Genomic DNA, 24,762 nt, shown 5'->3' with positions numbered 1-24,762 from the left:
GACAAATGATATTTGTGCATTAAACGATTGCCTAATGGAGTTAGTTAAATAAACGAAAACCTCTCCCTTTTATTTGCGAGAGGTTTTACGCTATCTGTTAGCAGAGGTCAATCCAGCCTCCGTTTCTGTTAACTCGTTGTAACGAAACGAATAGTTCTATGATAGTGGTAGGGAGTATGATGAAACTAGCCTCTTGTTTTTAATAGTAAATAGATAAAGTAAGGTGCACCTAATATGGCTAACACGATGCCAACGGGTAATTCCGCAGGAGCAATAATGATTCGGCTAATAGTATCAGCCATTAACAAAAGCAAAGCACCAATTAATGCACTAAATGGAATCACCCGATAATGCAAACTGCCTACTAATTTTTTTGCAATATGAGGTGCAATTAACCCTAAAAATGTAAGTCCACCCCCAACAGCAACACAGGCGCCTGCTAGAAGCACGGCCAATACTAGAAGTCTTTTACGTTCTTTTGTTACGTTAATACTGACTCCAATAGCGGTCATCTCATTCAATGCTAAAATATCTAGTACGCGAGCTTTATAACAAGCAAAGGGTATTAACACCACTATCCAAGTAAGTAACGCGAGCACAAATGTCCAAGTACTGCCCCAAATAGATCCCGATAGCCAGACGAGAGTTTTAGTAAAATCGTTAGGTTCCATGCGAAGTTGGAAAATGGTGATGCCTGCACTAAACGCAGCATTAATGCCAACTCCAACTAAGAGCATGCGCGACGGAGAAACCTGTCCTCTTTTATAAGCTAAAAAATAAATGATGGATGCTGCAAAGAGTGCACCGATTAAGGCGATTATGGGCATAAAAAAGACAGACATCCATGAGTTAGAAAATAACAATCCTTGAATAAAGAATGTATACAACACAATAGCAAACCCTGCACCGGCGTTAATGCCTAGAATGCCTGGGTCTGCTAGCGGGTTTTTTGAAATACTTTGTAGGATGACACCTGACACAGCAACACCAAACCCAACAAGGATGGCCATGCAAATACGGGGGAAGCGGAAGCTAAAGATTGTTAAAGTATTATCTGGGGAACCGTTCCCTAGCAAAGTTTGAAGAAAACTTAATATTGAAATTTTCATATACCCTTATTCACACTAATGAATGCCACTACAAATAGCAGTAGCAAACAAATCACGATGTAAATAGAAAAACGATGTGTATGTTTACGTATTAAATTATGCATTATAAACCTCTTCCATCTTTACGAGCTAAATATAAGAAAAAGGGCACACCGATAATTGCAGTAACAGCACCTACTGGAGATTCAAAAGGACTCATGATAATGCGAGCTACAATATCCGCAATTAACAATAAGCAGCCACCTATAATGGCTGAAATAGGTAGTATCCAACGATAATCAACCCCCACGATTGCACGAACGATATGTGGCACAACTAAACCAACAAAACCGATAATACCTGCAATGGAAACGGCTGCACCTGTTAATAAAAGCACAGTAACTGTACAAAGCACACGTATAACTGTTGTTCGTTGACCAAGCCCTGTTGCTACTTCTTCACCTAAACTCATAACAGAAATTGATTTTGCTAATATCATTGCCAGCAGTAAGCCAATGATGACAAATGGAATAGCGACCTTTATATGTATTGGCTGAATAGAAGAAAGACTACCTGCATACCAATAGCTTAAATCTTTAGCAATATCGTACTTCAGGCCAATTGCTGTAGATAGTGCGCTTAGAAAAGCAGAAATGGCAGCGCCAGCTAATGCTAGTTTTACAGGTGTAATGCCACCTTTTGCAACCGCAGTTAACGTAAATACTAGTGCGGCACCAGCACCTGCACCAATAAATGAAAAAAGTATAAGCATAGGGAAACTAGGTGTTTGAAACAGCGTGTATGCAATAGATAACATAAAACCTGCACCTGAAGTAACCCCTAATATGGAAGGGGAGGCAAGGGCATTACGCGTAACACCTTGCATAATTGCTCCTGAAACAGCGAGGGCACTACCAACGAGAAGTCCAGCAACTGCACGTGGGATACGCAACTCATGTAAAATAACATGTTCATTATTAGTTTCATCGTAATGTAAAAGGCTATTCCATATTGTTTTATAAGTTAGTTCGTTGGCGCCAAATCGAATCGAAATGATAACTACTAAACAAATTAAACAACTGAATAGCAATAGAGTGAGAATATTATAAGTTACACGGTAATGATGTCTAACGAAAGCTAATGATTTTCTCTTCATCCATGTAAAAGCTCCTAGCATTGACATAATAAATTTTTTATTTTATTTTTTAAATGAGAATGATTTTCAATATCAATTAAATTATAACATAATCGTAGTTAGGAGGCATTAACATGATTTTAAAAACGAAGAAATGGGGATTAACATGTGCTAGTGTCTTAGCATTTATGCTAATGGGATGTGGAAATAACGAGACAAATACTGCTTCACAAGATGATACAAAATCGGAGCATAAAATAGACCATGTTATCGAAACTCGAACACTAACAGATGCGATAGGCAATAAAGTAGAAGTTCCGTTTCACCCTAAGCGGGTCATTGCTTCTTACTTAGAGGATCACCTTGTCGCACTTGGAATAACACCAGTTGCACAATGGAGTGTTCGAGATGGTGCAAGCGTTCAAGATTACTTACAAGATACTTTGAAAGATGTTCCAACAATACCATTTGATTTACCGTTTGAAGCAGTACAAAGCTTTTCACCAGATTTGATTATTATGGACTCTGCCGCTATGGTGGAAGGTGATAAATATGCGCAATATAGCAAAATTGCACCAACTTATGTCATTGGAGCAGAAGTTAACAATGACTGGCGTGATGAACTTCTACGTGTTGGTGAAGTGTTTGAACAAAAAGATAAAGCACAACAAGTGTTAGATGACTATAATGCCAAAGTGAAAGAAGTAAAACAACAAATTCAGCAAAAGGTTGGTAATATCTCAGCCGCAGCCATTTGGGTTGTTGGCGGGAAGTTTTTCATCGTTTCACAAAATCTTTCGAGCGGAGATGTGATGTACAATGATCTTGGCTTAGCTGTGCCATCTGTTGTACAAGAAATCTCAGCAAACGCGACAGCCAACTGGAACGAAATATCACTTGAAAAGCTTGTTACATTAGATGCAGATCATCTGTTTATTATCGATAGCGGTGATGATGCAAGTGTCAAAGCATTAAGTGAAAAATTATGGGGTACGATCCTAGCAGTCCAAGCTGGTAATGTACATAGTCTGCCAAAAGATTCTAGTTGGTTATATACAGGTGCAATTGCTAATACGAAAATCGTTGATGATATTGTCAATGCTTTAACAAAATAAATTTGAATGTGATTCCGCGAAAGGAGTGGGGATTCGCGAAGTGAGGAGGGAATCCCGCGGAAGGAGAGCACGATTCCGCGAAGTGAGGGGGAATCCCGCGGAAGGAGAGAACAATTCCGCGAAGTGAGAAGGGAATTCCGCGGAAGGAGAGTATAATTCCGCGAAGTGAGAACGGAATCCCGCGGAAGGAGAGTACGATTCCGCGAAGTGAGAACGGAATCCCGCGGAAGGAGAGTATAATTCCGCGAAGTGAGAACGGAATCCCGCAGAAGGAGAGAACAATTCCGCGAAGTGAGAACGGAATTCCGCGGAAGGAGAGCACGATTCCGCGAAATGAGAACAATCCAGCGAAACCAAACAAGACATAGAGATGTATAGATTATCACCTCGCTTTCATCTTCAGAATTTACTTGAGAGTTTAGAATTAACCATAAAACCAAGTTTATTGCAGTAACAATTATTACGATGACATATTTTATTGTGATATAAATTTAAATTAGTACTTTTTGGAAAAATATAATATAATTGACAAGATTGTTCATATCTAGAGCTGGTCTGTAAATATTTACACGTTCATTCCTCAAATAAAAATTTTTTGAACTCCGGTTGTATCCCACATAAGAATACAAGTATAGACATATAAATAAAGGTAGTGGAAAACTACGAGCTTATAAACATTGATAGAATCATATCTAGTAGTTTCTATTGACTCATAAAAAATAAAAAAACTTAAGAAATTCTTAAGTTTCAGCTAAGGTAAAAATTAAGATTTATTTTCTATAATATAAAAAAAAGGAAATAACGAAACCATTTGAAGAATTAAAACGTATTGGTATTAATAGAACATTATTGAAGTAGGTGAGGATATGGCACATACCATTTACATAGTATTAACTAAAACAGGTACTTTACTATCGAAGGCGATAGGTATGTACACTGGAAAAGAGATGAATCATGCATCGATCGCCTTTGATGATGGACTCTTTGATATGTATAGCTTTGGGCGAAGACAGCTAAATAATCCTTTAAGTGGTGGGTTTTTACGAGAAAATGCTGAATCTGGACTTTTTGAGTGTGCTGATTGTGTCATTTATCGCTGTCGAGTATCGTCCTATCAGTACTTAGAAATGATTAGAATTGTGCGTTATATGTATTGCAATCGAGATCGTTATAAATATAATTTTATCGGGCTATTTGGTGTGATGATGCAAAAAGAAGTGCGCAGAGAACGTGCGTATTTTTGCTCACAGTTTGTAGCTACTCTTTTAAAAATAGGTGGACTAAAGATTTATCAAAATCCAGCGTTGATGACACCAGATTGTATTGCACAGTTGCCATATTTAGAGGAAATCTTTGCTGGAAAACTAGCAGATTATTTACAAGATGTTCGTCAACCAGCAATGTTGTATGGATAAATTTTTCTCATCTGACGTGATTGACGTTTTTCTGATATAATAATTTATTAGACTACGAGATGAGGTGATAAAAGTGCAAATTGTTATAGTTGAGGGTGTACCATATGTTTGGCTACATCAGTTACAAGCAATTCATGCACATGTATTTGATGGTGCACACCTTAAGCTTGAAAAACTTGAAGACAAGAAAGAACTTCTTTGTTTATTTGCAGTTGAAAAAGAAGAATTGGTCGGATTTAAACTAGGTTATACACATCCTGATGGCGTTTTTTATAGCTGGCTAGGGGGCGTCGACGAAAAGATGCGAGGTCAAGGAATTGCAAGTCAGTTGATGAGATATCAACATGAAAAAGTGCAAGCGCTTGGCTTTAATAAAGTTCGTACATACGGTAGAAACGAGCGGAAAGCAATGCTCATCACAAATATAAAACATGGTTTTGACATTATTTCAACCTTTGTAGATGAAAAAGGACGACATAAAATAGTATTTGAAAAATTATTGAATTGAGGAGTTTATAATGAAGGCATATTTAGCAAACGGGTTATTTTCTTTAGGGGATCGTTTAGTCAATGAACGATTAGCATCGGCAATTCGACAAGCGATACCGGATATTGAATTATATGTACCACAGGAGAATGATGCAATAAACGATAAGACAGCGTATGCGGATAGTTTGGCAATTGCAGAGGCTGATTTAGCTATGTTACAAAAGAGCGATGTATTAGTCGCCGTATTAGATGGCGTCGAAATTGACTCTGGTGTTGCAGCTGAAATAGGGGCATTTGCTATGCTCAACCGTCCAATCGTTGGGGTATTTACAGATGTCCGTCAACAAGGGCGTGAAAATATGATGAAAATAGAAGCGCTTATTCGTGATGGGATTGAAAATCAATTCGTCTACCGTAATTTATTTGTCATCGGTTTAATAAAACGCAACGGTGTCATTACTTCCTCTATAAACGATGCTGTATTAGCGGTTCAGGAATTCCAACAATAAGGAGGATTGCAAATGCTTTTAACAACAACGGATGTTGTTGCTGGAAAAGTAATTGAAGAAACATTAGGTTTAGTCAAGGGCAATTCAGTTCAATCAAGAAATATTGGACGCGATATGATGGCGGGGCTTCGTAATATTGTTGGTGGCGAAATGAAAGAGTATGCAGAAATGCTCGTTCGCTCAAGGGAAATTGCTACAAATGCTATGGAAGAAGAAGCTAAACGCCTAGGTGCGGATGCGATAGTGGCAATTAGATATTCGACATCATCCGTAATGGATGGCACCTCCGAGGTTTTAGCCTATGGTACTGCAGTAAAATTAAAAAAATGACTTTAACAGAGGACTTCAGTCTAAGATTGAAGTCCTTTTAGTTTTAAATATTGATAATAATAACAAATACGTGGTCTGTCTGTCTGTGAAGTGTATGTAATAGTAAAATTATTAATGAACTAATTATCCCAAATATATAGAAAATTCGTAGTTAAAAGGACTAATAATGTCCATCTCGTTTTGTATAATAAGAGGGTAACTATGTAGAAAGAGTGGGATATATGGTGGATTCACAACAAAATAAAGGCTATCGTGTCATTTCGATGTTTGATAGATTGATGGATGGCCAAGGCATAAGCAAAAAGCAAGAAGCATTTACACATCAGGTTGGTGAAAAAACCATACAACGGGATTTAGATCAAATAAGAGTGTATATTGAAAAAGCTAAATTAGATTGTCATTTAAAATATGTGCGAACAGAAAAACTGTATAAGCTGACGAAAACAGGAGAAAATGTTTTATCGAAAGAACAAGTGCTGGCGATTGTTAAAATTCTAATCGAATCAAGAGCACTTTTAAAATCAGAAATGAGCGACATCATCGATAAGCTAATTTCAATTGTTGCAGCGGATAAACAAGAGTTTATTCATAATATCATATTAAATGAAAAGCATTTATACGTTGATTTAAATCATAAAAAATCTCTTTTACATTTAATTTGGGTAATTTCAGAGGCTATTCAGAAGAAAAAAATAATTAAAATTGATTATTTACGTGAAAGTGAATCAATCCCTTCACAAAAAATATTAAAACCTCTAGGTGTTATTTTCTCAGAATACTATTTTTATCTTATTGCTTATGATAGTAAACATGAGAAGGATTTACCGATTGTCTATCGCATCGACCGCATCCAACATTTTCTGGAGTTAGATAAGAAATTTCAAATCCCTTACTCAGAGCGCTTTCAGGAAGGTGAATTTCGCAAACGCATTCAATTTATGGATGCAGGTGAGCTAATGCATATTAAATTTATGTTTAAAGGGCGCTCACCGCAAGCAGTTTTAGATCGTTTGCCAACAGCCAAAATTTTGTCAAATAAAGCTGGGGAATGCTTATTTGAAGCGGAAGTTTTTGGGCGCGGTATTAAAATGTGGCTGCTTAGTCAAGGTGAAAATATTGAAGTGTTAGAGCCACTTGAGCTAAGAGAGGAAATGATTGAAACAATCCAATCTATGCAACAAAATTATCTTTACATGTAAGCATGAAAACATGATTAAAAAACGATTCCCTTGCCGACTATAGTAAAAAGGGGGATTTAAGATGTATTCACTTTCAAATTTTAAATTACTAGTAGAGAAACAGGAAGAAATCGATGCAATTTATCAAAATTGTGATGAATTAAAAATAACAACTGTTGAACCAAAAATCTCCTCTGAAGTTGAGCAATTTTTTGAATGTAGTAAAAAGCATTTAGAAAGCCAAGGATTTAAAGTGACAGTGACAACATCAAAGCTAAATGCACAATATAAGCAAGCGTTTATTACTATCGACAAGCATTCTAAAGACTTAGAGGAATGTATTTTTATTAATTTAAATAATTATGTAGAAGATCAGTTATCGATTATGTTGGACATTGAATCACAACAATCCCAACAAATCATTACATATAACAAAGATGGCTTTTCATCGGCTTTAGATCAAGTAACTGAAAAGTTAAATCGAGCGAAAAATCTCCAAAATGCTTGTCGAGCCACGAAGCTTATTTATAAAAACAATCAAAATAATATTTTCCATTCTGCTGATGAGGCAATAAACTATTATTTTAAATAATACGGGACGTAAAAATTAATAAGTGAATTTAGCATACTCGGAGTAGTTCTAGTATGCTATTTTTAATTTTTCACCAGTACATTCGTGTTACTATCAATACTATCATTTGTTTGCGCATCCTCATTTTTTTAAAAGAAAAGTTCTGGAAGAAGGAATTTTTACGAAATTTGAAGAAATAAGGTTAGGATAAAGGAGGAGTTACATGTTTCCGATTATAGAGACAGAAAGATTAATATTAAGAGAAATAACGTCTGAAGATGCTTCGGACCTTTTACGCTGTTTTTCAAATACTCATGTTACACAATATTATGGAATAGATACATTTAAGACAATAGAACAAGCTGAAAAACTAATTGAATCCTTTTCACAAAGCTACAAGGAAAAGAGAGGCATTCGATGGGGGATAGAAAGAAAAGAAGCGAAAGGTATGATTGGCACAATTGGCTTCAATGCTTGGTCACCTAATCATAAGCGGGCAGAAGTCGGCTATGAAATTCATCCTGATTACTGGAGAAAGGGCTATACGAAAGAAGCTATTACCGAAATTTTGTCTTATGGATTTGACAAGATGGAGCTAAATCGGATTGGGGCAATTGTTTTTATCGAAAATGTGGCATCGAATCAATTACTAACAACAATGGGTTTTCACAATGAAGGAATTTTAAAAGATTATATGTATCAGCAAGGAAAACCACATGATACATACGTATATGCGATTTTTAAAGATAATTAATAATTATCCAGATGAAAGAAACGAGCCCAAATTCACCTTTTCAAGGTGAGCTTGGACTCAAGTGAGTCTATTGTTCATTTAGTCTTTAGTCAAAGCTAATAGAAAGTTGTCTCTATGTGATTCTTCTTGCATTTTGTTATCGACTAACATGGCACCATATTTCACATTTGTCATGCTGGGATCTACTAAAAATTGAACATTTACTTTAGCATCTTTGTTGTTGATAGGACAATCCCCTTTGAATTCCACAACATCTTGTCCCTTTTGTGTTTCAAAATATAGCCAATATGGATTTTGACAAGAAGATGCAAAAGCTGTTTCTAATGATTTGTTACTATTTTCAATTGAATAGTTTTTGACATATGTAATATATTCATTATCTGTTATATCTTTTTGTGGACCGTAAAAATACCAAAACAGCCCTAAAATGCCGATTGGAATTATCCACAAAATATTACGCTTACTCAATTTCCCCATTTCCCATCCCCCTTATAACCATATTTTATCATCTCGGCACTCTTATTTGCTAGCTCAATATAATATTTTCTAGGTTAAACTTTTTTCTTGTTGACTGTAACTTGAAGTGGGGGAGAAGATGTTTTCCTCAAAAGTGAAATTAAACAGACAAATAGGTTTTTTCCGTTTTTTACTAGCTTCATCTTGTAAATAAAAAAACCATCTCAAATGAGATGGAACCCTTTTTCTTTAGCACCCTGTTAAAAAATAAAACTTAAGAATGCAAAGCACGATGAACAAAATATTTCGCACGCTCTGCATCTTTTTTCTTAACAGAAACAATATATTGTTTGTCATAATTACTGTTCATTCCAAAACTTCCATAGTTACCTCTCCTAGTACCATGTCCAATCCATTGTGTTGAGGGGTCAACTACTTTATAGGTATATTTTATGCCTTCACTGTTTAAGATGGCTCTTACCTTTGATAATTCTTCCATTGAATATCCAATATACACATCTTCTTTATTATTGAAAAACATAACTATCCCCCTTTTAATAATTCTACCATATGTTTCCACTATTTTTCCGCAATCATGTTTCGTTAGTTGGAGTAGCAAACGTTGCGTACCTCTTGATAATTAACAAATCAAAGCGATAGTTGGGAATCCTATTGATTTGCTAGTGAAAATTATATATTTGATGAAGGGTGTTCCGAGTACGAAGACATTAGATATTTTATATTGTTTAAAGTAAAATAGTGGTAGGGTATTCATTAACTCAACTAATCCGATTAGTTGAGTTTTCCGTTTTTATAAAAACGCTATTCAAATATTTAAAAGAAGATGTGATTATTTAATGGGTAAAATTGCTATTTTAGCTGAAAAGCCATCGCAGGCAAGAGCTTATGCTGATGCATTTAAAATTAAACATAAAGAGAAAACGTTTATAGAGTTAGAGCCATGTGCTACATTTCCAGATGGAGCAGTTATTAGTTGGGGGATTGGTCATCTCGTCGAATTAAAGGAACCTAAGGAATATAAAAAGGAATGGGAGAAGTGGTCATTAGATTCACTGCCGATTATCCTAGAAAAATATGAAGATAAAGTTGTTAGTAATATGTACACACAGTTTAATGCAATTAAAAAAATATTCCACGATCCACAAGTGACAATGATTTATAATGGGTGTGATTCGGAGCGTGAAGGATCCAATATTTTTTATTCCATTTATAAAATGACGAAAGTAAAAAAGCCTGTAAAACGTTTATGGATTAACTCTTTAGAGGTCGATGAGATTCGAAAAGGCTTCCAAAATATGCAAACAAACGAACGGGATATGCTAATGTATCAAGAAGCAAAAACACGTCAAATTAGTGACTGGCTTGTTGGTATGAACTGTAGTCGTTTATATACACTACTTCTTCAAAAGAAGGGCTTTAAAGGTAGCATATCAATTGGGCGTGTACAATCACCTACAGTTTATTTGATTTATAAAAGATTACAAGAAATTGAGAATTTTAAACCTGAGAACTTTTATGAAATTGAGGGTCTATTTAAAGCCCAAAATGGTATGTATAAAGGCAAAGCGAAAATTAAATCAAAAGTTAGAGAAGAAGTAGAGCAATTGTTGATGCAGAACGGTATTCAGCCAATTGATAGTGGTCAAATTGCAAATGTCTCGAATAAGACGAAGCGAATCCAGCCACCAAAATTGCATGCGTTATCAACGTTGCAAGCAACAGCAAATAAACGCTGGAAATATAGTCCAGCACATGTGTTGAAGCTTACGCAGTCATTGTATGAGAAAAAGCTAGTGTCTTATCCTCGTACAGATTCCCAGCTTATTACGCACAATGAATACGATTATTTAAAAGATTCGTTGCAAAAATACCAACAACTCATTCAACAGTCATTCGCACCTGTTGTAAGAGCCCAAAATAAACGTTATGTTGACAGTTCAAATGTAGGTGAACACTATGCCATTATTCCAACGAAAAAGGTACCAACAGAAAAAGCGTTGCAATCGATGGCTGTAGATGAAAGAAATATTTATTTTGAAATATTAAATACAACACTTGCAATGTTTCATCAAGATTATGAATATGATGAAAAAACAATTTTAACAACTGTGAAAAATTTAGAATTTAAATCGGTGGGGAAAACAGAGCTTGTGAGGGGTTGGAAAGCGCTTTTCACTGCTGATAAGGAGCCGCAAAATCGCGATGAGGTATTACCTGTTGTGACACAAGGCGAAATTGTACAAAGCAAGGTCGAAATTATAGAAGGCACGACAACTCCACCAAAGCCCTATACGGAAGGGCAGTTAATCACCATGATGAAAACATGTGGTAAATCGGTTGAAGATGAGACAGAAATTGAAATTTTAAATTCTGTTGAAGGTATTGGAACAGAGGCAACTCGAAGTGGCATTATTGAGACGATTAAAAAGCATGGATTTATTGAAGTAAGGAAAAATATTGTAAGCATCACACCTAAAGGAAAACTACTGTGCAGAGCGATTGAAGGAACATTGCTTTCTAGTCCTTCTATGACAGCTAAATGGGAGATTTATTTAAAAAAAATAGGGCGTGGGGAAGGATCAGCAAAACATTTTATCGATAATATTGGCAAATTTATTCAGCAGCTAATCGGTGAAGTGCCAAATAAAATTAACACGTTAACGATTGAAGCGGAGCAGTTTACAAACCCTGTTGCAAAAGATATCGTAACGTGTCCAACATGCAAAGTCGGTAAAATCAGCTTACGTAAGAAATTTTATGGCTGCTCAGAGTATAAAAGTGGCTGTAAACAAACTTTTCCAGAAAGATTATTAGGGAAAAAGCTTACGGAGAAAAATATTAGAGATTTATGTACTAGTGGTCAAACGACAGAGATTAAAGGATTTAAAGCTAAAAGTGGAAAACAGTTCAGTGCCGCACTTCGTTTCGTCGAAGGCAAAATTGAGTTTGAATTTAAGACAAATAAATAATGGCAATCTAGATGCCAAAATTATCAATTTGAGCAGATGATAGGACTGTATATTTGATAAAAAAAACTTTTTATGCTATAATTTACATCTGTAATTTAAAGTGATAGAATGAGATTCTCCTGGCCAGGGGAATCTTTTTTTATTGGAGTGTTTACTGTGAAAAATAATGAATCAAGTCTAACTTCTCTTGTTTCTGCATTTAGCCGAGCGTATCACGTGAAAGAAGATCGTCCAATTATTTTCAATGATTATATCGCGCAAGATTTCCTATTACCAGAAGAATTTCAAGCAATATCAACAAATATGGCTAATGGCATTGCTTATTTTAGTTCAAATATGGCTGAAAAGCTAAAAAATCAACAAGACGCAATATTAAAGTGGGTTACACAAATTCAACTCTCACCAACGCCACTTGCGAGAGCCGCATACGCAGAAAATGTTGTATTGCATGAATGCCAACTTGGTGCGGAGCAATATGTCATTTTAGGTGCAGGTTTAGATACGTTTGCTTGGCGTCACGACTCATTGACCAACGTTACTATATTTGAAGTGGATCACCCATCTACTCAACGATTTAAAATAGAACGTTTACAGCAAGCAGGTCATACAATTCCGCCACATTTAAATTTTGTAGCAATGGATTTCATGAAGGAGCTTTCATTAGAAGAGTTAGTTGCAGCAGGATTTGATTCATCGAAGAAAACGGTATTTAGTTTGCTTGGTGTCACGTATTATTTAACAAAAGATGTGTTCCAGCAATTGTTAAGCTTGTTATTTAAAAACTTGCCTAAAGGTAGTTCGATTATATTTGATTTTGCCGATGAGCGATTGTTTACAGAGGCTGGCATTTTCAATCGTGTACAAAACATGATACAAATGGCTAAAGCATCTGGAGAACAAATGAAATACGCAACTTCCATAGTAGATTTAGAAATATTACTTTCGAAAGAATAATTGTTAGTTTATGAACACAAATCAGTATTTTGTTAATCGAGATGATCATTTACAAGCGTTTGAAACGATTCACTATATACATGCAGTAAAAAACTAATTCCCATGTAGTCGTTGAAATCCTTACCTATGTATATTTTTAGGTTAGGGAAGGATTATCAAAAGAAAGCGTTTCCTTCATTATATAGAAGAAAAGCAAGCTACATTTTGAGACAGTGGATATAAGTCAGAGCGAACCATTGAAAATGCCATCCTTTGAAGGGTGGCATTTTGCAATTTACCACCCAATTCTTTATCAAATAACACAAACATAATGATTTTTGCCGCATATCATAATGGGAATAAGTATTCTCTCCATTGTAAAGAAGTAATCAAGTACAGTTAGCTGTGCAAAGGGAGCAAGCTATAGAATTATATTTGAAGAAGGAGACGAGCTAGAGCTACCAGATGAACTAGCTGAATTAAGCTAGTTCAAGCGAAATTTTTTATGATTATGTAATATATACGAAAAAATTTAATAAAAACCTTAACTATTTCCTTCGAAATCCGTATAATAAATCAAACAGTGCGAAAATTGTCCATTTTTCTATTGATAAATTGCGTGAATTTTTTTAATTGTATTGACGTAGAGAACGATAATTTGTACACTGTGTACATTCAATTGTTTTTTGGAGGAATACATTATTTTAAAAGGTTAGGATTTGATAGATATGATCGTATGTAAATTTGGTGGAACATCTGTAGCAAGTGCAGAACAAATTCAAAAAGTAGCAAACATTGTAAAATCTAATCCGGCGCGCAAAATCGTAGCCGTTTCAGCACCGGGAAAACGTTCTGGTGATGATATAAAAGTAACTGATTTATTAATTGATTTAGCGAATGCGGCATTGAAAAATGAAAATACAGAAGAAAAATTACAGACAGTAGTGAACCGTTTCAAGTCAATAGCAGATGGTTTACAGCTGGATAATACTATTTGTGACGTAATTGCTGAAGACCTACGTGAACGTGTGCTTGGTGATGTTTCGAACGAAGAATTATTTATTGATAGCTTAAAAGCAGCTGGAGAAGATAACAACGCCAAGCTTATCGCTGCATATTTTAACTCTATCGGTATGCCTGCACGTTATGTAAGTCCAAAAGAAGGTTTGGTTGTCAATGATCTACCTGAGCGTACGTTCGCATTACCTGAAGCATATTCAAATTTAGCGCCTTTAAAAGATACAAAAGAAGTTATTGTTTTCCCGGGTTTCTTCGGTTACACTAAAGCGGGCATATTGCGTACGTTTGATCGCGGTGGCTCGGATATTACAGGCTCTATTTTAGCAGCAGCTATTGAAGCGGAGCTTTATGAAAACTTTACGGATGTGGATTGTGTATTTTCCGCGAATCCGAAAGTCGTGAATGATCCAGTTGAAATTAAAGAAATTACGTATCGCGAAATGCGCGAATTATCCTATGCAGGTTTTTCTGTTTTCCATGATGAAGCATTAATGCCTGTTTATAAGATTGGGGTGCCAGTTAACATAAAAAATACAAATAATCCATCAGCCCCAGGTACTCGAATTGTACCGAGTCGTCCAGCTACAGGTCGCCCGGTAACAGGTATCTCGGCAGACAGTGGCTTTTCAACGTTATATGTGTCAAAATATTTAATGAACCGTGAAGTAGGGTTCGGTCGTAAACTTCTACAAATTTTAGAAGATGAGAATATTTCTTATGAGCATACTCCATCTGGTTTAGATGATATTTCTGTTATTATGCGATCTAATCAACTAACACCAGAAAATGAAGCGCGTATATTGACGCGTGTAAAAAATGAATTGCAAGCAGATGATGTCCAAATGCGTCATGGTTTCTCAATGATTGTTATTGTTGGGGAAGGTATGCGTAATAACACAGGTCTTGCGGCACGTGCAGCAACAGCGATTTCAAAAACTGGAGCAAATATTGAAATGATTAACCAAGGTTCGTCTGAAGTAAGTCTTGTATTCGGTGTACTACAAGAATATGAAAACCGAATTTTACAAGCGTTATATGGAGAATTTTTTGCACAAGTGCAAGCATGAGTGGACAATATACGATAGTTTTATCAAAAACCATTTATAAAATTATCTAAACATAAAAAGGAGCTGTCCCACTAAGCTATGAATTCATAGCTTAGGAGGCAGCTCTTTCATTTTATCGTGTGACTTTCACAATGGATGATTTTAATGTTTTCTAACAATACTATAAGGAATAGAGTTTTCTTTTAAGCAGTAATGCTGTAAAATCGAGTGCGTACATAGATAGGAGGGCATAATTTTGAAAAGTTTTTCAATGGGGATGATTTTGTCTGTTATAGGGATTTTATTTGTCTGTTTAACAATTATGGACATATTACCAGCATCAACAAAATCAATGAAAGTTGTTTTTGTCGGTATTGGTTGGGTATTTATTATTGCCGGATCAATTATTCGATTTAAAAATTTAAAACAAAAGCAATAAGAAAAATATCAAGAAAATGAATGTTGCAAACTACAAAGTTATGATACAATTTCAAAGAAAATAAATAATTTCAGTACGATGAAGTTGTTATTCTATACTATACAAAAAATTCAGAAGGTTCAAATTTGCAGTGTATTCATAATTAAAGAATGAACAGTACAAATTCTTCTTAGTAAGAATTTGTTTTTTTATTTGCCTCTATTCGTAAAAAGGGTTTTCCCGTTTTATAGAAGCTTCGGGCTACTACGTATAGGCGGTGATGTGGATAATCAACCTATTCCATAAAATATTTTAGGAGGTGAGTAGATGACGATAGTACGTAAAGACAATATTAAAATAATGGATCAGTATGTTGCAATTCAAACAGCAACTCCGATGAAAGTCGTATCCTCTGCAATGCATAATCCAGGCTTTGGCTTTTATTCGCATCTGCTAAATCGCTCAGTGCCGATAACTTACGATGAACGAAAACCACATCAAGAGTTACAAAGCTTTTTGCAATTAGAGGGCTATCCTATTACCAATACCGTTGCGATGATGACAGCAGTTAATGCACGTTTTGCGACGATACGAGAATTTACATATGAGGGTATTCATCTTGTCGTGATGATTACAGCGGGACTAGGAAATGCAGTCGATATTACGCGTGCATTTCATCGACAAGAGCAGTATCACGCAGGAACCATTAATACTTGGGTACTGATTAATGGAAAACTATCAGATGAGGCATTGTTTCAAGCGATGATTTCAACAACAGAGGCAAAAGTTAAGGCACTTATAGATGAAAATATTACGGACCCTACAACGGGTACGCAAGCAACTGGTACGTCAACTGATAGCTTGCTAATTGCGTCTACAGAAGAGGGCGATTTCCATCAATATGCTGGCCCTATTACAATGTTAGGGAAAATTATTGGCCATGGTGTTTATGAAACGATGCGAGAGGCCATTCAAAAATATAAAAAAGAGAAGGAGGCGAATCCTCTATGATTTCACTAGTAATCGCCTGTATTATTGGCATACTATTTGATTTAGTTGTCGGGGACCCTCCAAAAATGCCACATCCTGTACGCTGGATAGGTAAGCTTATTCAAGCGCAAACCGCATTGTGGAATAAGGGCAATATGCGAAAGGTACGTGGCATGGTCATGGCGCTTGCTGTAGTAGGTACGACGATGTTTGTAGTCACAGTTATTTTAATACTCAGCTATCAAGTGAGCATAGTGTTTGGTATTCTAGTAGAGGGATTATTAATAGGTATTGGTTTGGCTCAACGCAGCTTAAAGGAAGCCGCATTAGCTGTTTATGAACCGCTCGTAAAGGGAGATTTTGCACAAGCACGTGTGAAGTTATCGTGGATTGTCGGACGAGATACCGAGCAACTTGATGAGGATGAAATTGTTCGTGGCGTTGTAGAAACCGTGTCTGAAAATACAAGTGATGGCGTAACTGCGCCGCTCTTTTATGCATTTTTATTTGGTGCCATTGGCTTATGGGGGTATAAGGCGGTAAATACACTGGACTCGATGATTGGCTATAAAAATGAAAACTACAAAGATTTTGGTATGTTTGCAGCAAAGCTTGATGATGTATTGAATTTTATTCCAAGTCGTTTAACAGGATTATTGATGGTACTTGGAACAAAAAATGAAACATCTGTAACGCTTGGCAAACGATTAAGACGTTGGGCACAGGATGCAAAAAAACATCCAAGTCCAAACAGTGGTTATTTGGAAGCAGCAACAGCGGTACAGCTAGGGGTTCAACTAGGTGGAAAAAATACATATCAAGGAGTTGCATCATACAGAGCGACAATGGGTGAAAAATTAGTACCGTTAACGAAGGAGCATATTGCAACTTCTATTATTCATATGCGTGTAGCTACATTGCTCTTTACGCTCGTTATGTTAGCAATGGAGGTGTTAATTTTTGCAATTACCTAATCATGGAGCAAATCCGCAAAATGTCTATCAACAGCTCGGGCTAACTATGCCTACAGAAGTTTATGATTTTAGTGAAAACGTAAATGCTGCAGGGCCGCCTACATTTGTTGAGGCACGTTGGCGCACATTTTATCCATTAATTCAGCGTTATCCAGATCCAGATGGAGAGCCTTTTTTAACAAAGGTGGCCCAATTTCATCATATTGAAAAAGATTCTATCGTTTTAGGTAATGGGGCATCAGAGTTATTTAGTGTTTTAGCAAGACGCTATGCAAATAAGCGTGTACTTGTCGTGCATCCGACATTTTCTGAATACGAAAGAACATTAAAAGCAGCAGGGGCGGCCGTCGTGTCGATTGTTGTCGAGGACTTTGTTCAATATACATTACCGATGGAGCTTCTTTATCAAGAAATGGTCACTGCAGATGCATTATATATTTGTACACCTAATAATCCAACAGGTGTATTACCAAAGAAAGAGGAACTGCTACGCTTAATAGCTTATGGAGCGGAAGTAGATTGTGAGCTCGTTTTTGATGAAGCATTTATCGACTGGGTCAGTGAAACACATTCGTTAATTGACTATGTTGCTAATAATGCGCATGTAATTGTCGTTCGATCTATGACGAAAATGTATGCAATACCTGGATTAAGACTAGGTTATTTAATAGCGAATAAAACTATTATTTGTGAGTTAAAAGCAATGCTATCTCATTGGAATCTCAATGCATTTGCGCTCGTTATTGGAGCAGGTTGTTTGGATGAATATGAATACTGTCAACAAGCAATTAATTATGCAACGAAGCAAAGGGAATGGTTACAGCAGTTTTTAATAGAAAATGGATGCTTGGTGACGAATAGTGTTACGAATTATGTTTGTTTTTCATTGCCGAAAAATATGCAAGCAGATACATTTTTTAGTTATTGTTTAGCTGAAGGAGTTGTGCTGCGTCATACAAAGAACTTTATCGGGTTAAATGGGGAATGGTTCCGCATCGGAATAAAGGATGTAACGGCGATGACCTATTTACAAAACTGTTTACAAGCGTGGTTTAATGCAAATAAGGGGTGAGAAAAGTGACGACTTTTTATCTAGTTCGACATGGGGAAACAGTATGGAATAAAGAGCATCGATTACAAGGGTGGTTAGACTCACCTTTGTCAGAAATGGGCATTTTGCATGCCCAAAAACTTGCAGAACAATTAAAAGATATTCAGTTTGCAGTTGCGTATAGTAGTACCAGTGACCGTGCGAAAGAAACAGCGCGCTATTTAACTGCTGGTCGGACGCTTGCGATTCACTACGAGGACGACTTACGTGAGATTTTTTTAGGAAATTGGCAAGGGCAAACTATTGAGGATATTATGGAAACAAATCGATTTGACTATGAGCTGTATAAGAATTATCCAGCACAATTCGTCGCGACGCATACTGAAAGTTTTGGTGCAGTGACAGAACGCGCCATGTATACGTTAAAAAATATTGCGAAAATCTATCCACATGAACATATTTTAATTGTGTCACATGCTGTTACGATTAAATGCATTATAAATGCAATATTAGGTCGTGGCATTGATCAGCTATGGTCTGCACCATACATCGAAGGAACTAGTGTAACGATCGTAGACCGATTAGAAGAAAGTTGGCATATCAAGGAAATTGGTAGCACACAACATTTACAATAGAGAGGTGAGAACAGTGCCGCTAATTTTTATTTCAGGTGGTGTCCGCAGTGGTAAGTCTCACTTTGCCGAAAAAGCAGCTGTTTTACACTACCAAAATAATTATTTATTGAATAAACGACTTATTTATATAGCTTCTGGTGTTGCAATGGACATTGAAATGGAAAAACGGATAGCTCGACACCAGTCTGATCGACTAAAACAAGCGATTGCGTGGCATACGATTGAAGCCCCATATGAAATACAGAATGTTTTCAATAATTTAGTTGATGGCGATGTCGTACTTTGGGACTGTGTAACGACTTGGCTGACAAATGCCTTTTATGAGGGGTTTGATCGTGGCACACCTTGTGTGGAAAAGCCAGGTTGTTTAGAAGAAAAGCTGAGAATTATGAAAAGTTCAGTGCAAACGTTACTTGACAAAAGGGTGACGCTTTTTGTCGTTTCCAATGAACTTTTTGATGAGCCTCCATATGTTAATGAAGAGGTCGAATTGTACCGACAAATGCTCGGTAGCTTACATCAATGGTTCGTTTCTGTCGCACATGAGGCATATGAGATAAATTATGGTATCGTAAAGAAATGGAAATAAGTGAGTTATTATATGGAAGTATAAAGCAGCAAATAACTTAGTTAAGAAATTTCTATATTAATTTGTTACAAGAAAATTGAAGATAACTTAAAAGAAAGAAGGCAAGGCAATGAAAACTATTTGGCATAGCATATTGCTCGCATTTCAATTTTTTACGGTTTTGCCTGTACATAAAGAGATTCCTCTATCTAAAAAAACAATTACTGGCATGTTCGCCTTTTTACCATGGATTGGTGCGCTTATGGGAGCTGTCGTTGCAGCGACAATCTTTAGTTTAACAGAATGGACATCTAGTAGTGATGTTCTATTAACATTTTTGATTGTCGGACTGTTTGCGTTTTTTACAGGGGGCTTGCATTTAGACGGCTTTATCGATATGGGTGATGCCTACTTTTCGTATCGAGATCGTGAAAAGCGTCTTGAAATTTTGGATGACCCACGGGTAGGAGCATTTGGTGTTTTGTCTGTCTTATTTCTAGTGTTAGGAAAATTCGTTGTCCTTCATGAGCTTTTTGTACAGAACAAACTATCATTGTGGATGCTCGTTTTTATGCCTTTATTGACACGTGTGGGGATGAGCTTCTATTTTCTATCTTTAAAGTGCTCAAAGGAAAAAGGTTTAGCCTATTTTTTTAAAACACAACTGAACCATCGTGTATTGGCCAGTTTAATGATAATGACGCTTATATTTTCAAGTTGTTGCGTATTTTTTGTAGTAGGCTTTTCAAGTTTACCATTCGTGCTCATTGCTGTTCTTGTCACTGCCTTTTTATTGTTTCGTCAATTTACAATGCGCAATTTTGGCGGTGTATCAGGTGACTTGCTTGGAGCATCAATTGAAGGAATGGAGGTTGTGCTATGGGTGACATTGTTACTGTTCGCTTAATGAGGCATGCACCAACTAAAGAAAACTTGGAAAAGCGTTATATTGGCTGGACAGATTCTCCATTAGCAAATGCTGCAGCGCTTCCTATACTTAATGAAGCTGTAAAAAAGGTATATGGCAGTGATTTGCGTCGATGTCAAGAAACGGCTTCTCGTTATTTTCCACATGCTAGCTATATTGCAGATGCAAGATTTCGGGAGTCTAATTTTGGTGATTTTGAATGTAAAACATATGATGAATTAAAGTCGGACATACGTTACTGTACGTGGCTAGATGACCCGACTAGTATATCACCACCAAACGGAGAACATTTTGAGTTGTTTTGTAATCGGGTGATTGCTGGATTTTTAGCATTGCCAAAAGATGAACGCGATTATTATCTCGTCGTGCACGGTGGGGTTGTACGAGCGTTACTTGTAGCATTTGCGCCACAGCAAAAGTCTTTTTGGTCGTATCAAGTACCGCATGATCGGGTATTTACGTTAACATTTTCCAAAGCGGCTTGGAAGGAGGGAGCAAGATGCATGTCTTTATCGGAGGGGCCTATAACGGGAAAACCGCCTATGTGACTCAATTGCTTGAGGAACAGAAAGTGGCGTTGATAAATGGGGTTATTCCACAGGTTGCACCTGCATGTGATGCGCTAATTATTAAAAATCTTGAACATTGGCTGATAAAGCAAAATCTTGAGGAAGATGAAGTGATTGTCAAAAATATAATGGCGAGTCTTAAAATTCTTGAAGAAAGCTGTCAGTTGTATATTATTGTAACCGATATGGGACGCGGTGTAGTGCCAATGGAAAAACAGACACGGCTATTACGTGACACTTGTGGTCGTTTGTATCAGGCGTTATTTGCAGAAGCAAAACAAGTTGACCGCATTTGGTATGGCATTGCAGAACGAATAAAATAATCAAAAGATTAGATACATTCCCGAGAGGGGCACTCACTATTTTTAGAAAAGGGGAAATGGAATGGATCGACAAAAATTAATGAATATAACACTAACTGCCATGGTGGCGGCGATTTGTGCTGTTGGTGCAGTCATTAAAATCCCGTCATTTGTATCAACGGCGGCATTAGACTCAGCACCAGCATTTTTGAGTATTGTGTTCTTATCACCTGTTTTAGCAGGAGTGGCAGGGTTAATCGGTCATGTTATTACAGCGATGACTTCTGGTTTTCCATATGGACCCTTGCATATTATTATTGCTATTGAAATGTTTATTGTCGTGTGGATATTTGGTGTAATGCATAAAAGAGGCATGCATTTTTGGAAATGGCCAGTAGCACTTTTACTAAATGGTGTCATTGCACCAATCCCTTTTTATTTCATTATAAGCCCAGCGTTTTTCTGGGGTTCATTAGCCAGTATTTTTATGGCAACAGTCATCAATCTTATTATTGTCGCTGTTGTCATGCCGATTCTCTCGAAAGTGTTTGTCCGTAAGGAGGGGCGCGTGAATTGAGAAATGCAGTAAAAGTAGGGGAACTTATTGCCACAACCGACAATGCAGCAGCGATTGGTGAAAAACCACAAGATGTCGTATTTGCCCCCGATAACTTAACAGCATATTTAACAGCGCGTGTTACTTTTTTAGAGCAACTTGCAGCAGGAGCGATACCTATGCACATAATTCTCGCTAACTTTTCGGGTGATACATCATGGACTCGCTATGTCGCAGGCATTGGACAAGTTTTTGAAGAAGTAGGGCTACGCTGTCCTCCAATAGAGGGGAGTTCAGAATCCAATATGCCCACATTGCAATCTGGATTATCTATTACAATGCTAGGTGAAGTACAAAAAAGATTACCGTTTGATCGTGATCATCTGAGTTGGTACACATATGGACTACCACTCGTAGGCATAGAAATACTTGAACAACCCGAAGATGTTGCTCAGCTCCAGCCAATATTTCGTGCATGGCGTGAAGAAATTGTGCAACAAGTTTGGCCGGTAGGGTCGCAAGGACTACAAGCAGAATTTTCACGACTTTTTGGTCATCACCAAGTAAAAAGTTCGTTGGATATCGAAAAATCAGCAGGACCTTGTGCAGTTATATTATTAGGTATTAATCCCGAAAAAGAGCAATTGGCGCAAAAATTGTTTACACGAAATTTTGAGAAGTGCCAGTCACTCGAACAATTCTGAAAACTCGTAGTCGGTTAGTATTAATTTGTAAGTTAAAATCGATGAAGTCTACTGCGGGTAAGCACAAAATGTAATGCCGCAACCCGAACAGTAACGAGGGTTGCGGCAATGTACTTCGCGTAAAGTAAAGTGGGTTTTTACGCTACAGAAGCCTGTTTGAGTATACTTTTATACAAATATTTTTAAGTTCTGCGCATATAAGCGCGGACTGTGATTGGTGCGAAAATTGCTACAATAACTGCAGCACCGATAAGGGACGCACTTAAATCCCAACCGACTGTTCCATTATTAGTTAGTTCTCTAACTGCAGTGACTAGATGCGATATAGGATTGATCTTCACAAACCATTGCAAGAAGTTCGGTAATGTTTCAGCTGGTACAAAAGCGTTCGACAGAAACGTCAGCGGAAATAAAACGAGCATTGAAATCCCCTGTACACTGGAAGCAGTTCGTGCAATTACACCAAAGAAGGCAAAAATCCAACTCATAGCCCAAGCACATACAATGACAAGAAGACCTGCTAGCACAACAAAACCTAAACCACCTTCTGGACGATATCCCATGATATAGCCCATTGAAAAGGTTAAGACAGTTGCGATTGTATATCGAATCGTATCAGCTAATAACGCACCAGCCAATGGTGCAATACGTGCAATCGGTAAAGATTTAAACCTGTCAAAAACTCCTTTATCCATATCTTCTCGTAATTGAACACCAGTAACGATTGAGGTCGTAATAACTGTTTGAACTAGAATACCAGGAATAATAACTGGTAAATAACTTTGAACGTCACCAGAGATGGCACCACCAAAAATATACGTAAACATTAAAGTGAAAATAATAGGCTGTAGTGTTACATCAAACAATTGCTCAGGTGTGCGTCTGATTTTCAAAATGCCGCGATAAGCCATTGTTAATGAATTATTTATTGATTGACGTAAGCTCGTTCTGTTGGGCAGCTGGCGTCCGCTATGTTGTTTTATTATTGAATTTTTCATTGTTTTGCATCTCCTACCTCATTAGCCTCTGAAAAAGCATTGTCCTGAACACCATGGCCAGTAATCGTTAGAAATACCTCATCTAAAGTTGGCTTTTGCACACTCATTTCGTCTAATAAGATTCCTTTTTGTCTGAGCGCAATAAGTAAATCTGTAACGAGGTCCGCATTCGTCATTGGAGCGGTTATCTTTCCGATATTAGAAGTTATCGTTGAAGGAACTTTTAGTACATGTTCAATTATTTGACGAGCATCACTAATATCGTTTGGATTTTGAATGCTTAAATGCAGTGATGAAGTACCGACTGACGCTTTAAGTTCATCGACCGTTCCTTCAGCAACTACTCGACCATGATCAATAACAGCTATTCTGTCTGCAAGTTCGTCGGCTTCTTGAAGGTACTGGGTTGTTAAAAGTACGGTTGAGCCCATATCGACCAATCGACGAATGGTATCCCACATTTGATTACGTGTTCGTGGATCTAATCCAGTCGTCGGTTCATCTAAGAAAATTAATGGAGGCTGAGCAATGAGACTTGCTGCTAAATCTAATCTTCGACGCATACCTCCAGAGAAATTTTTTAGTGGACGTTTTGCAGCATCTGTTAAACCAAATTCTTCTAACAGTTCAGCAGCTTTTTTTCGTGCATCAGCTCGCCCTAGTCCAAGTAGTCGAGAGAAGATAATTAAATTTTCTGTAGCACTAAGCGACTCATCTACTGAAGCATATTGACCTGTCACCCCGATCAATTGACGAACAATATGTGGTTCCTTCACCACATCATAGCCGAAGATGCGTGTTGAACCAGCATCCGCGCGTAAAAGGGTTGCGAGCATTCTAATTGTTGTTGTTTTGCCTGCCCCATTTGGACCAAGCACACCGTATATACTGCCAGCGCGTACGTTTAAATCTACACTGTCAACAGCACGATGATCGCCAAAATTTTTAACTAAACCCTTTGCCTCAATGGCCCATTCTGGATTGCGCAATATTCCTTCTCGGTTGTTCATTTCTTTCAAAATTATTCCTCCTTACATACT

At 37.0% G+C, this 24,762-nt stretch carries 27 protein-coding genes and 1 pseudogene; 22 read left to right on the top strand and 6 right to left on the bottom strand.

Annotation, left to right across the window (positions count from 1 at the left end):
* Positions 1–185: 185 nt before the first annotated feature.
* The gene (locus tag ACIQXW_RS09035; RefSeq protein WP_402761349.1) at positions 186–1,109 is read right to left on the bottom strand and encodes a FecCD family ABC transporter permease; all 924 of its coding nucleotides are present in this window, start codon (positions 1,107–1,109) and stop codon (positions 186–188) included.
* Positions 1,110–1,212: 103 nt separating this feature from the next.
* Positions 1,213–2,244, bottom strand: a complete 1,032-nt coding sequence (locus ACIQXW_RS09030) for a FecCD family ABC transporter permease (RefSeq protein WP_402761346.1) — start codon at positions 2,242–2,244, stop codon at positions 1,213–1,215.
* Between the two features lie 113 nt (positions 2,245–2,357).
* Here ACIQXW_RS09030 and ACIQXW_RS09025 point away from each other — a divergent pair, with 113 nt between their 5' ends.
* The 8 genes from ACIQXW_RS09025 (at position 2,358) to ACIQXW_RS08990 (ending at position 8,584) form a co-directional block, all read left to right on the top strand.
* A complete protein-coding gene (locus ACIQXW_RS09025) occupies positions 2,358–3,338 on the top strand; it encodes an ABC transporter substrate-binding protein (protein WP_402761343.1) in 981 nt (326 codons plus the stop codon).
* A gap of 866 nt (positions 3,339–4,204) precedes the next feature.
* The gene (locus ACIQXW_RS09020) at positions 4,205–4,753 is read left to right on the top strand and encodes a hypothetical protein (RefSeq protein ID WP_340824111.1); all 549 of its coding nucleotides are present in this window, start codon (positions 4,205–4,207) and stop codon (positions 4,751–4,753) included.
* 73 nt (positions 4,754–4,826) lie between these two features.
* Positions 4,827–5,261, top strand: coding sequence for a GNAT family N-acetyltransferase (locus ACIQXW_RS09015; protein WP_402761340.1), 435 nt, complete (start codon positions 4,827–4,829; stop codon positions 5,259–5,261).
* 10 nt (positions 5,262–5,271) lie between these two features.
* Positions 5,272–5,751: a nucleoside 2-deoxyribosyltransferase gene (locus ACIQXW_RS09010; protein ID WP_340824114.1), complete on the top strand. Its 480-nt coding sequence runs from the start codon at positions 5,272–5,274 to the stop codon at positions 5,749–5,751.
* Positions 5,752–5,763: 12 nt separating this feature from the next.
* Positions 5,764–6,081 (top strand): YbjQ family protein, encoded by a 318-nt coding sequence (locus tag ACIQXW_RS09005; RefSeq protein ID WP_340824115.1) that lies wholly within the window; start codon positions 5,764–5,766, stop codon positions 6,079–6,081.
* A gap of 221 nt (positions 6,082–6,302) precedes the next feature.
* The gene (locus ACIQXW_RS09000; protein WP_340824116.1) at positions 6,303–7,280 is read left to right on the top strand and encodes a helix-turn-helix transcriptional regulator; all 978 of its coding nucleotides are present in this window, start codon (positions 6,303–6,305) and stop codon (positions 7,278–7,280) included.
* 61 nt (positions 7,281–7,341) lie between these two features.
* A complete protein-coding gene (locus ACIQXW_RS08995) occupies positions 7,342–7,851 on the top strand; it encodes a hypothetical protein (protein WP_402761335.1) in 510 nt (169 codons plus the stop codon).
* Positions 7,852–8,053: 202 nt separating this feature from the next.
* On the top strand, positions 8,054–8,584 hold the full coding sequence (locus ACIQXW_RS08990) for a GNAT family N-acetyltransferase (protein ID WP_402761332.1): 531 nt from the start codon (positions 8,054–8,056) through the stop codon (positions 8,582–8,584).
* A gap of 78 nt (positions 8,585–8,662) precedes the next feature.
* Here the strand turns inward: ACIQXW_RS08990 and ACIQXW_RS08985 are convergent, their stop codons facing one another.
* Entirely contained in the window at positions 8,663–9,061 is a 399-nt protein-coding gene (locus tag ACIQXW_RS08985; protein ID WP_340824119.1) for a glucosamine 6-phosphate synthetase, read from the bottom strand.
* Positions 9,062–9,314: 253 nt separating this feature from the next.
* The gene (locus tag ACIQXW_RS08980; protein WP_402761329.1) at positions 9,315–9,581 is read right to left on the bottom strand and encodes a hypothetical protein; all 267 of its coding nucleotides are present in this window, start codon (positions 9,579–9,581) and stop codon (positions 9,315–9,317) included.
* A gap of 316 nt (positions 9,582–9,897) precedes the next feature.
* Here ACIQXW_RS08980 and ACIQXW_RS08975 point away from each other — a divergent pair, with 316 nt between their 5' ends.
* The 14 genes and pseudogenes from ACIQXW_RS08975 (at position 9,898) to ACIQXW_RS08910 (ending at position 22,724) form a co-directional block, all read left to right on the top strand.
* Positions 9,898–12,030, top strand: a complete 2,133-nt coding sequence (locus ACIQXW_RS08975) for a type IA DNA topoisomerase (protein ID WP_402761326.1) — start codon at positions 9,898–9,900, stop codon at positions 12,028–12,030.
* Between the two features lie 156 nt (positions 12,031–12,186).
* Positions 12,187–13,081: pseudogene (locus ACIQXW_RS08970) on the top strand (class I SAM-dependent methyltransferase).
* A gap of 610 nt (positions 13,082–13,691) precedes the next feature.
* Positions 13,692–15,050, top strand: coding sequence for an aspartate kinase (locus ACIQXW_RS08965; RefSeq protein ID WP_340824124.1), 1,359 nt, complete (start codon positions 13,692–13,694; stop codon positions 15,048–15,050).
* Between the two features lie 235 nt (positions 15,051–15,285).
* Positions 15,286–15,468: a hypothetical protein gene (locus tag ACIQXW_RS08960; RefSeq protein WP_172771863.1), complete on the top strand. Its 183-nt coding sequence runs from the start codon at positions 15,286–15,288 to the stop codon at positions 15,466–15,468.
* A gap of 306 nt (positions 15,469–15,774) precedes the next feature.
* Positions 15,775–16,458 carry an adenosylcobinamide amidohydrolase gene (locus ACIQXW_RS08955; RefSeq protein ID WP_402761322.1) on the top strand — a complete coding sequence of 228 codons (684 nt, stop codon included), beginning with the start codon at positions 15,775–15,777 and terminating at the stop codon, positions 16,456–16,458.
* A complete protein-coding gene (gene cbiB, locus ACIQXW_RS08950; protein ID WP_402761319.1) occupies positions 16,455–17,411 on the top strand; it encodes an adenosylcobinamide-phosphate synthase CbiB in 957 nt (318 codons plus the stop codon). The genes ACIQXW_RS08955 and cbiB overlap by 4 nt, the downstream gene beginning before the upstream one ends.
* Positions 17,398–18,483, top strand: a complete 1,086-nt coding sequence (locus tag ACIQXW_RS08945; RefSeq protein WP_402761317.1) for a pyridoxal phosphate-dependent aminotransferase — start codon at positions 17,398–17,400, stop codon at positions 18,481–18,483. The genes cbiB and ACIQXW_RS08945 overlap by 14 nt, the downstream gene beginning before the upstream one ends.
* Before the next feature lie 5 nt (positions 18,484–18,488).
* Positions 18,489–19,097 (top strand): histidine phosphatase family protein, encoded by a 609-nt coding sequence (locus ACIQXW_RS08940; RefSeq protein WP_402761314.1) that lies wholly within the window; start codon positions 18,489–18,491, stop codon positions 19,095–19,097.
* Positions 19,098–19,110: 13 nt separating this feature from the next.
* Positions 19,111–19,686 (top strand): bifunctional adenosylcobinamide kinase/adenosylcobinamide-phosphate guanylyltransferase, encoded by a 576-nt coding sequence (locus tag ACIQXW_RS08935; protein WP_340824131.1) that lies wholly within the window; start codon positions 19,111–19,113, stop codon positions 19,684–19,686.
* 109 nt (positions 19,687–19,795) lie between these two features.
* Positions 19,796–20,572, top strand: a complete 777-nt coding sequence (cobS, locus tag ACIQXW_RS08930) for an adenosylcobinamide-GDP ribazoletransferase (protein ID WP_402761310.1) — start codon at positions 19,796–19,798, stop codon at positions 20,570–20,572.
* Positions 20,545–21,141 carry a histidine phosphatase family protein gene (locus ACIQXW_RS08925; RefSeq protein ID WP_402761307.1) on the top strand — a complete coding sequence of 199 codons (597 nt, stop codon included), beginning with the start codon at positions 20,545–20,547 and terminating at the stop codon, positions 21,139–21,141. Before cobS ends, ACIQXW_RS08925 begins: the two co-directional genes overlap by 28 nt.
* The gene (locus ACIQXW_RS08920; protein WP_402761304.1) at positions 21,093–21,485 is read left to right on the top strand and encodes a bifunctional adenosylcobinamide kinase/adenosylcobinamide-phosphate guanylyltransferase; all 393 of its coding nucleotides are present in this window, start codon (positions 21,093–21,095) and stop codon (positions 21,483–21,485) included. The genes ACIQXW_RS08925 and ACIQXW_RS08920 overlap by 49 nt, the downstream gene beginning before the upstream one ends.
* 61 nt (positions 21,486–21,546) lie before the next feature.
* Entirely contained in the window at positions 21,547–22,041 is a 495-nt protein-coding gene (locus ACIQXW_RS08915) for an ECF transporter S component family protein (protein WP_340824136.1), read from the top strand.
* The gene (locus tag ACIQXW_RS08910) at positions 22,038–22,724 is read left to right on the top strand and encodes a hypothetical protein (protein WP_402761301.1); all 687 of its coding nucleotides are present in this window, start codon (positions 22,038–22,040) and stop codon (positions 22,722–22,724) included. Before ACIQXW_RS08915 ends, ACIQXW_RS08910 begins: the two co-directional genes overlap by 4 nt.
* 182 nt (positions 22,725–22,906) lie before the next feature.
* On the opposite strand, the gene ACIQXW_RS08905 is transcribed toward ACIQXW_RS08910, so the two are convergent.
* Positions 22,907–23,722, bottom strand: coding sequence for an ABC transporter permease (locus tag ACIQXW_RS08905; protein WP_340824139.1), 816 nt, complete (start codon positions 23,720–23,722; stop codon positions 22,907–22,909).
* The gene (locus tag ACIQXW_RS08900; protein ID WP_402762490.1) at positions 23,719–24,732 is read right to left on the bottom strand and encodes an ATP-binding cassette domain-containing protein; all 1,014 of its coding nucleotides are present in this window, start codon (positions 24,730–24,732) and stop codon (positions 23,719–23,721) included. Before ACIQXW_RS08900 ends, ACIQXW_RS08905 begins: the two co-directional genes overlap by 4 nt.
* Positions 24,733–24,762: the final 30 nt, after the last annotated feature.

The organism is Lysinibacillus sp. NPDC097162, assembly GCF_044762185.1.
Taxonomy (GTDB): Bacteria; Bacillota; Bacilli; order Bacillales_A; family Planococcaceae; genus Lysinibacillus.
Note: the sequence above shows the minus strand (reverse complement) of the source record. Positions and strands in the feature narration are given on the sequence as shown.

Bases quoted from the DNA above. Each gene is read 5' to 3' on its own strand.
- cbiB (WP_402761319.1), top strand. From the start codon at position 16,455: ATGATTTCACTAGTAATCGCCTGTATTATTGGCATACTATTTGATTTA.
- ACIQXW_RS09030 (WP_402761346.1), bottom strand. From the start codon at position 2,244: ATGAAGAGAAAATCATTAGCTTTCGTTAGACATCATTACCGTGTAACT.
- ACIQXW_RS09010 (WP_340824114.1), top strand. From the start codon at position 5,272: ATGAAGGCATATTTAGCAAACGGGTTATTTTCTTTAGGGGATCGTTTA.
- cobS (WP_402761310.1), top strand. From the start codon at position 19,796: ATGAAAACTATTTGGCATAGCATATTGCTCGCATTTCAATTTTTTACG.
- ACIQXW_RS09005 (WP_340824115.1), top strand. From the start codon at position 5,764: ATGCTTTTAACAACAACGGATGTTGTTGCTGGAAAAGTAATTGAAGAA.
- ACIQXW_RS08905 (WP_340824139.1), bottom strand. From the start codon at position 23,722: ATGAAAAATTCAATAATAAAACAACATAGCGGACGCCAGCTGCCCAAC.
- ACIQXW_RS08955 (WP_402761322.1), top strand. From the start codon at position 15,775: ATGACGATAGTACGTAAAGACAATATTAAAATAATGGATCAGTATGTT.
- ACIQXW_RS09025 (WP_402761343.1), top strand. From the start codon at position 2,358: ATGATTTTAAAAACGAAGAAATGGGGATTAACATGTGCTAGTGTCTTA.
- ACIQXW_RS08915 (WP_340824136.1), top strand. From the start codon at position 21,547: ATGGATCGACAAAAATTAATGAATATAACACTAACTGCCATGGTGGCG.
- ACIQXW_RS09020 (WP_340824111.1), top strand. From the start codon at position 4,205: ATGGCACATACCATTTACATAGTATTAACTAAAACAGGTACTTTACTA.
- ACIQXW_RS08920 (WP_402761304.1), top strand. From the start codon at position 21,093: ATGCATGTCTTTATCGGAGGGGCCTATAACGGGAAAACCGCCTATGTG.
- ACIQXW_RS09000 (WP_340824116.1), top strand. From the start codon at position 6,303: ATGGTGGATTCACAACAAAATAAAGGCTATCGTGTCATTTCGATGTTT.
- ACIQXW_RS08965 (WP_340824124.1), top strand. From the start codon at position 13,692: ATGATCGTATGTAAATTTGGTGGAACATCTGTAGCAAGTGCAGAACAA.
- ACIQXW_RS08925 (WP_402761307.1), top strand. From the start codon at position 20,545: ATGGGTGACATTGTTACTGTTCGCTTAATGAGGCATGCACCAACTAAA.
- ACIQXW_RS08900 (WP_402762490.1), bottom strand. From the start codon at position 24,732: ATGAACAACCGAGAAGGAATATTGCGCAATCCAGAATGGGCCATTGAG.
- ACIQXW_RS08975 (WP_402761326.1), top strand. From the start codon at position 9,898: ATGGGTAAAATTGCTATTTTAGCTGAAAAGCCATCGCAGGCAAGAGCT.
- ACIQXW_RS08980 (WP_402761329.1), bottom strand. From the start codon at position 9,581: ATGTTTTTCAATAATAAAGAAGATGTGTATATTGGATATTCAATGGAA.
- ACIQXW_RS08990 (WP_402761332.1), top strand. From the start codon at position 8,054: ATGTTTCCGATTATAGAGACAGAAAGATTAATATTAAGAGAAATAACG.
- ACIQXW_RS08985 (WP_340824119.1), bottom strand. From the start codon at position 9,061: ATGGGGAAATTGAGTAAGCGTAATATTTTGTGGATAATTCCAATCGGC.
- ACIQXW_RS08995 (WP_402761335.1), top strand. From the start codon at position 7,342: ATGTATTCACTTTCAAATTTTAAATTACTAGTAGAGAAACAGGAAGAA.
- ACIQXW_RS09035 (WP_402761349.1), bottom strand. From the start codon at position 1,109: ATGAAAATTTCAATATTAAGTTTTCTTCAAACTTTGCTAGGGAACGGT.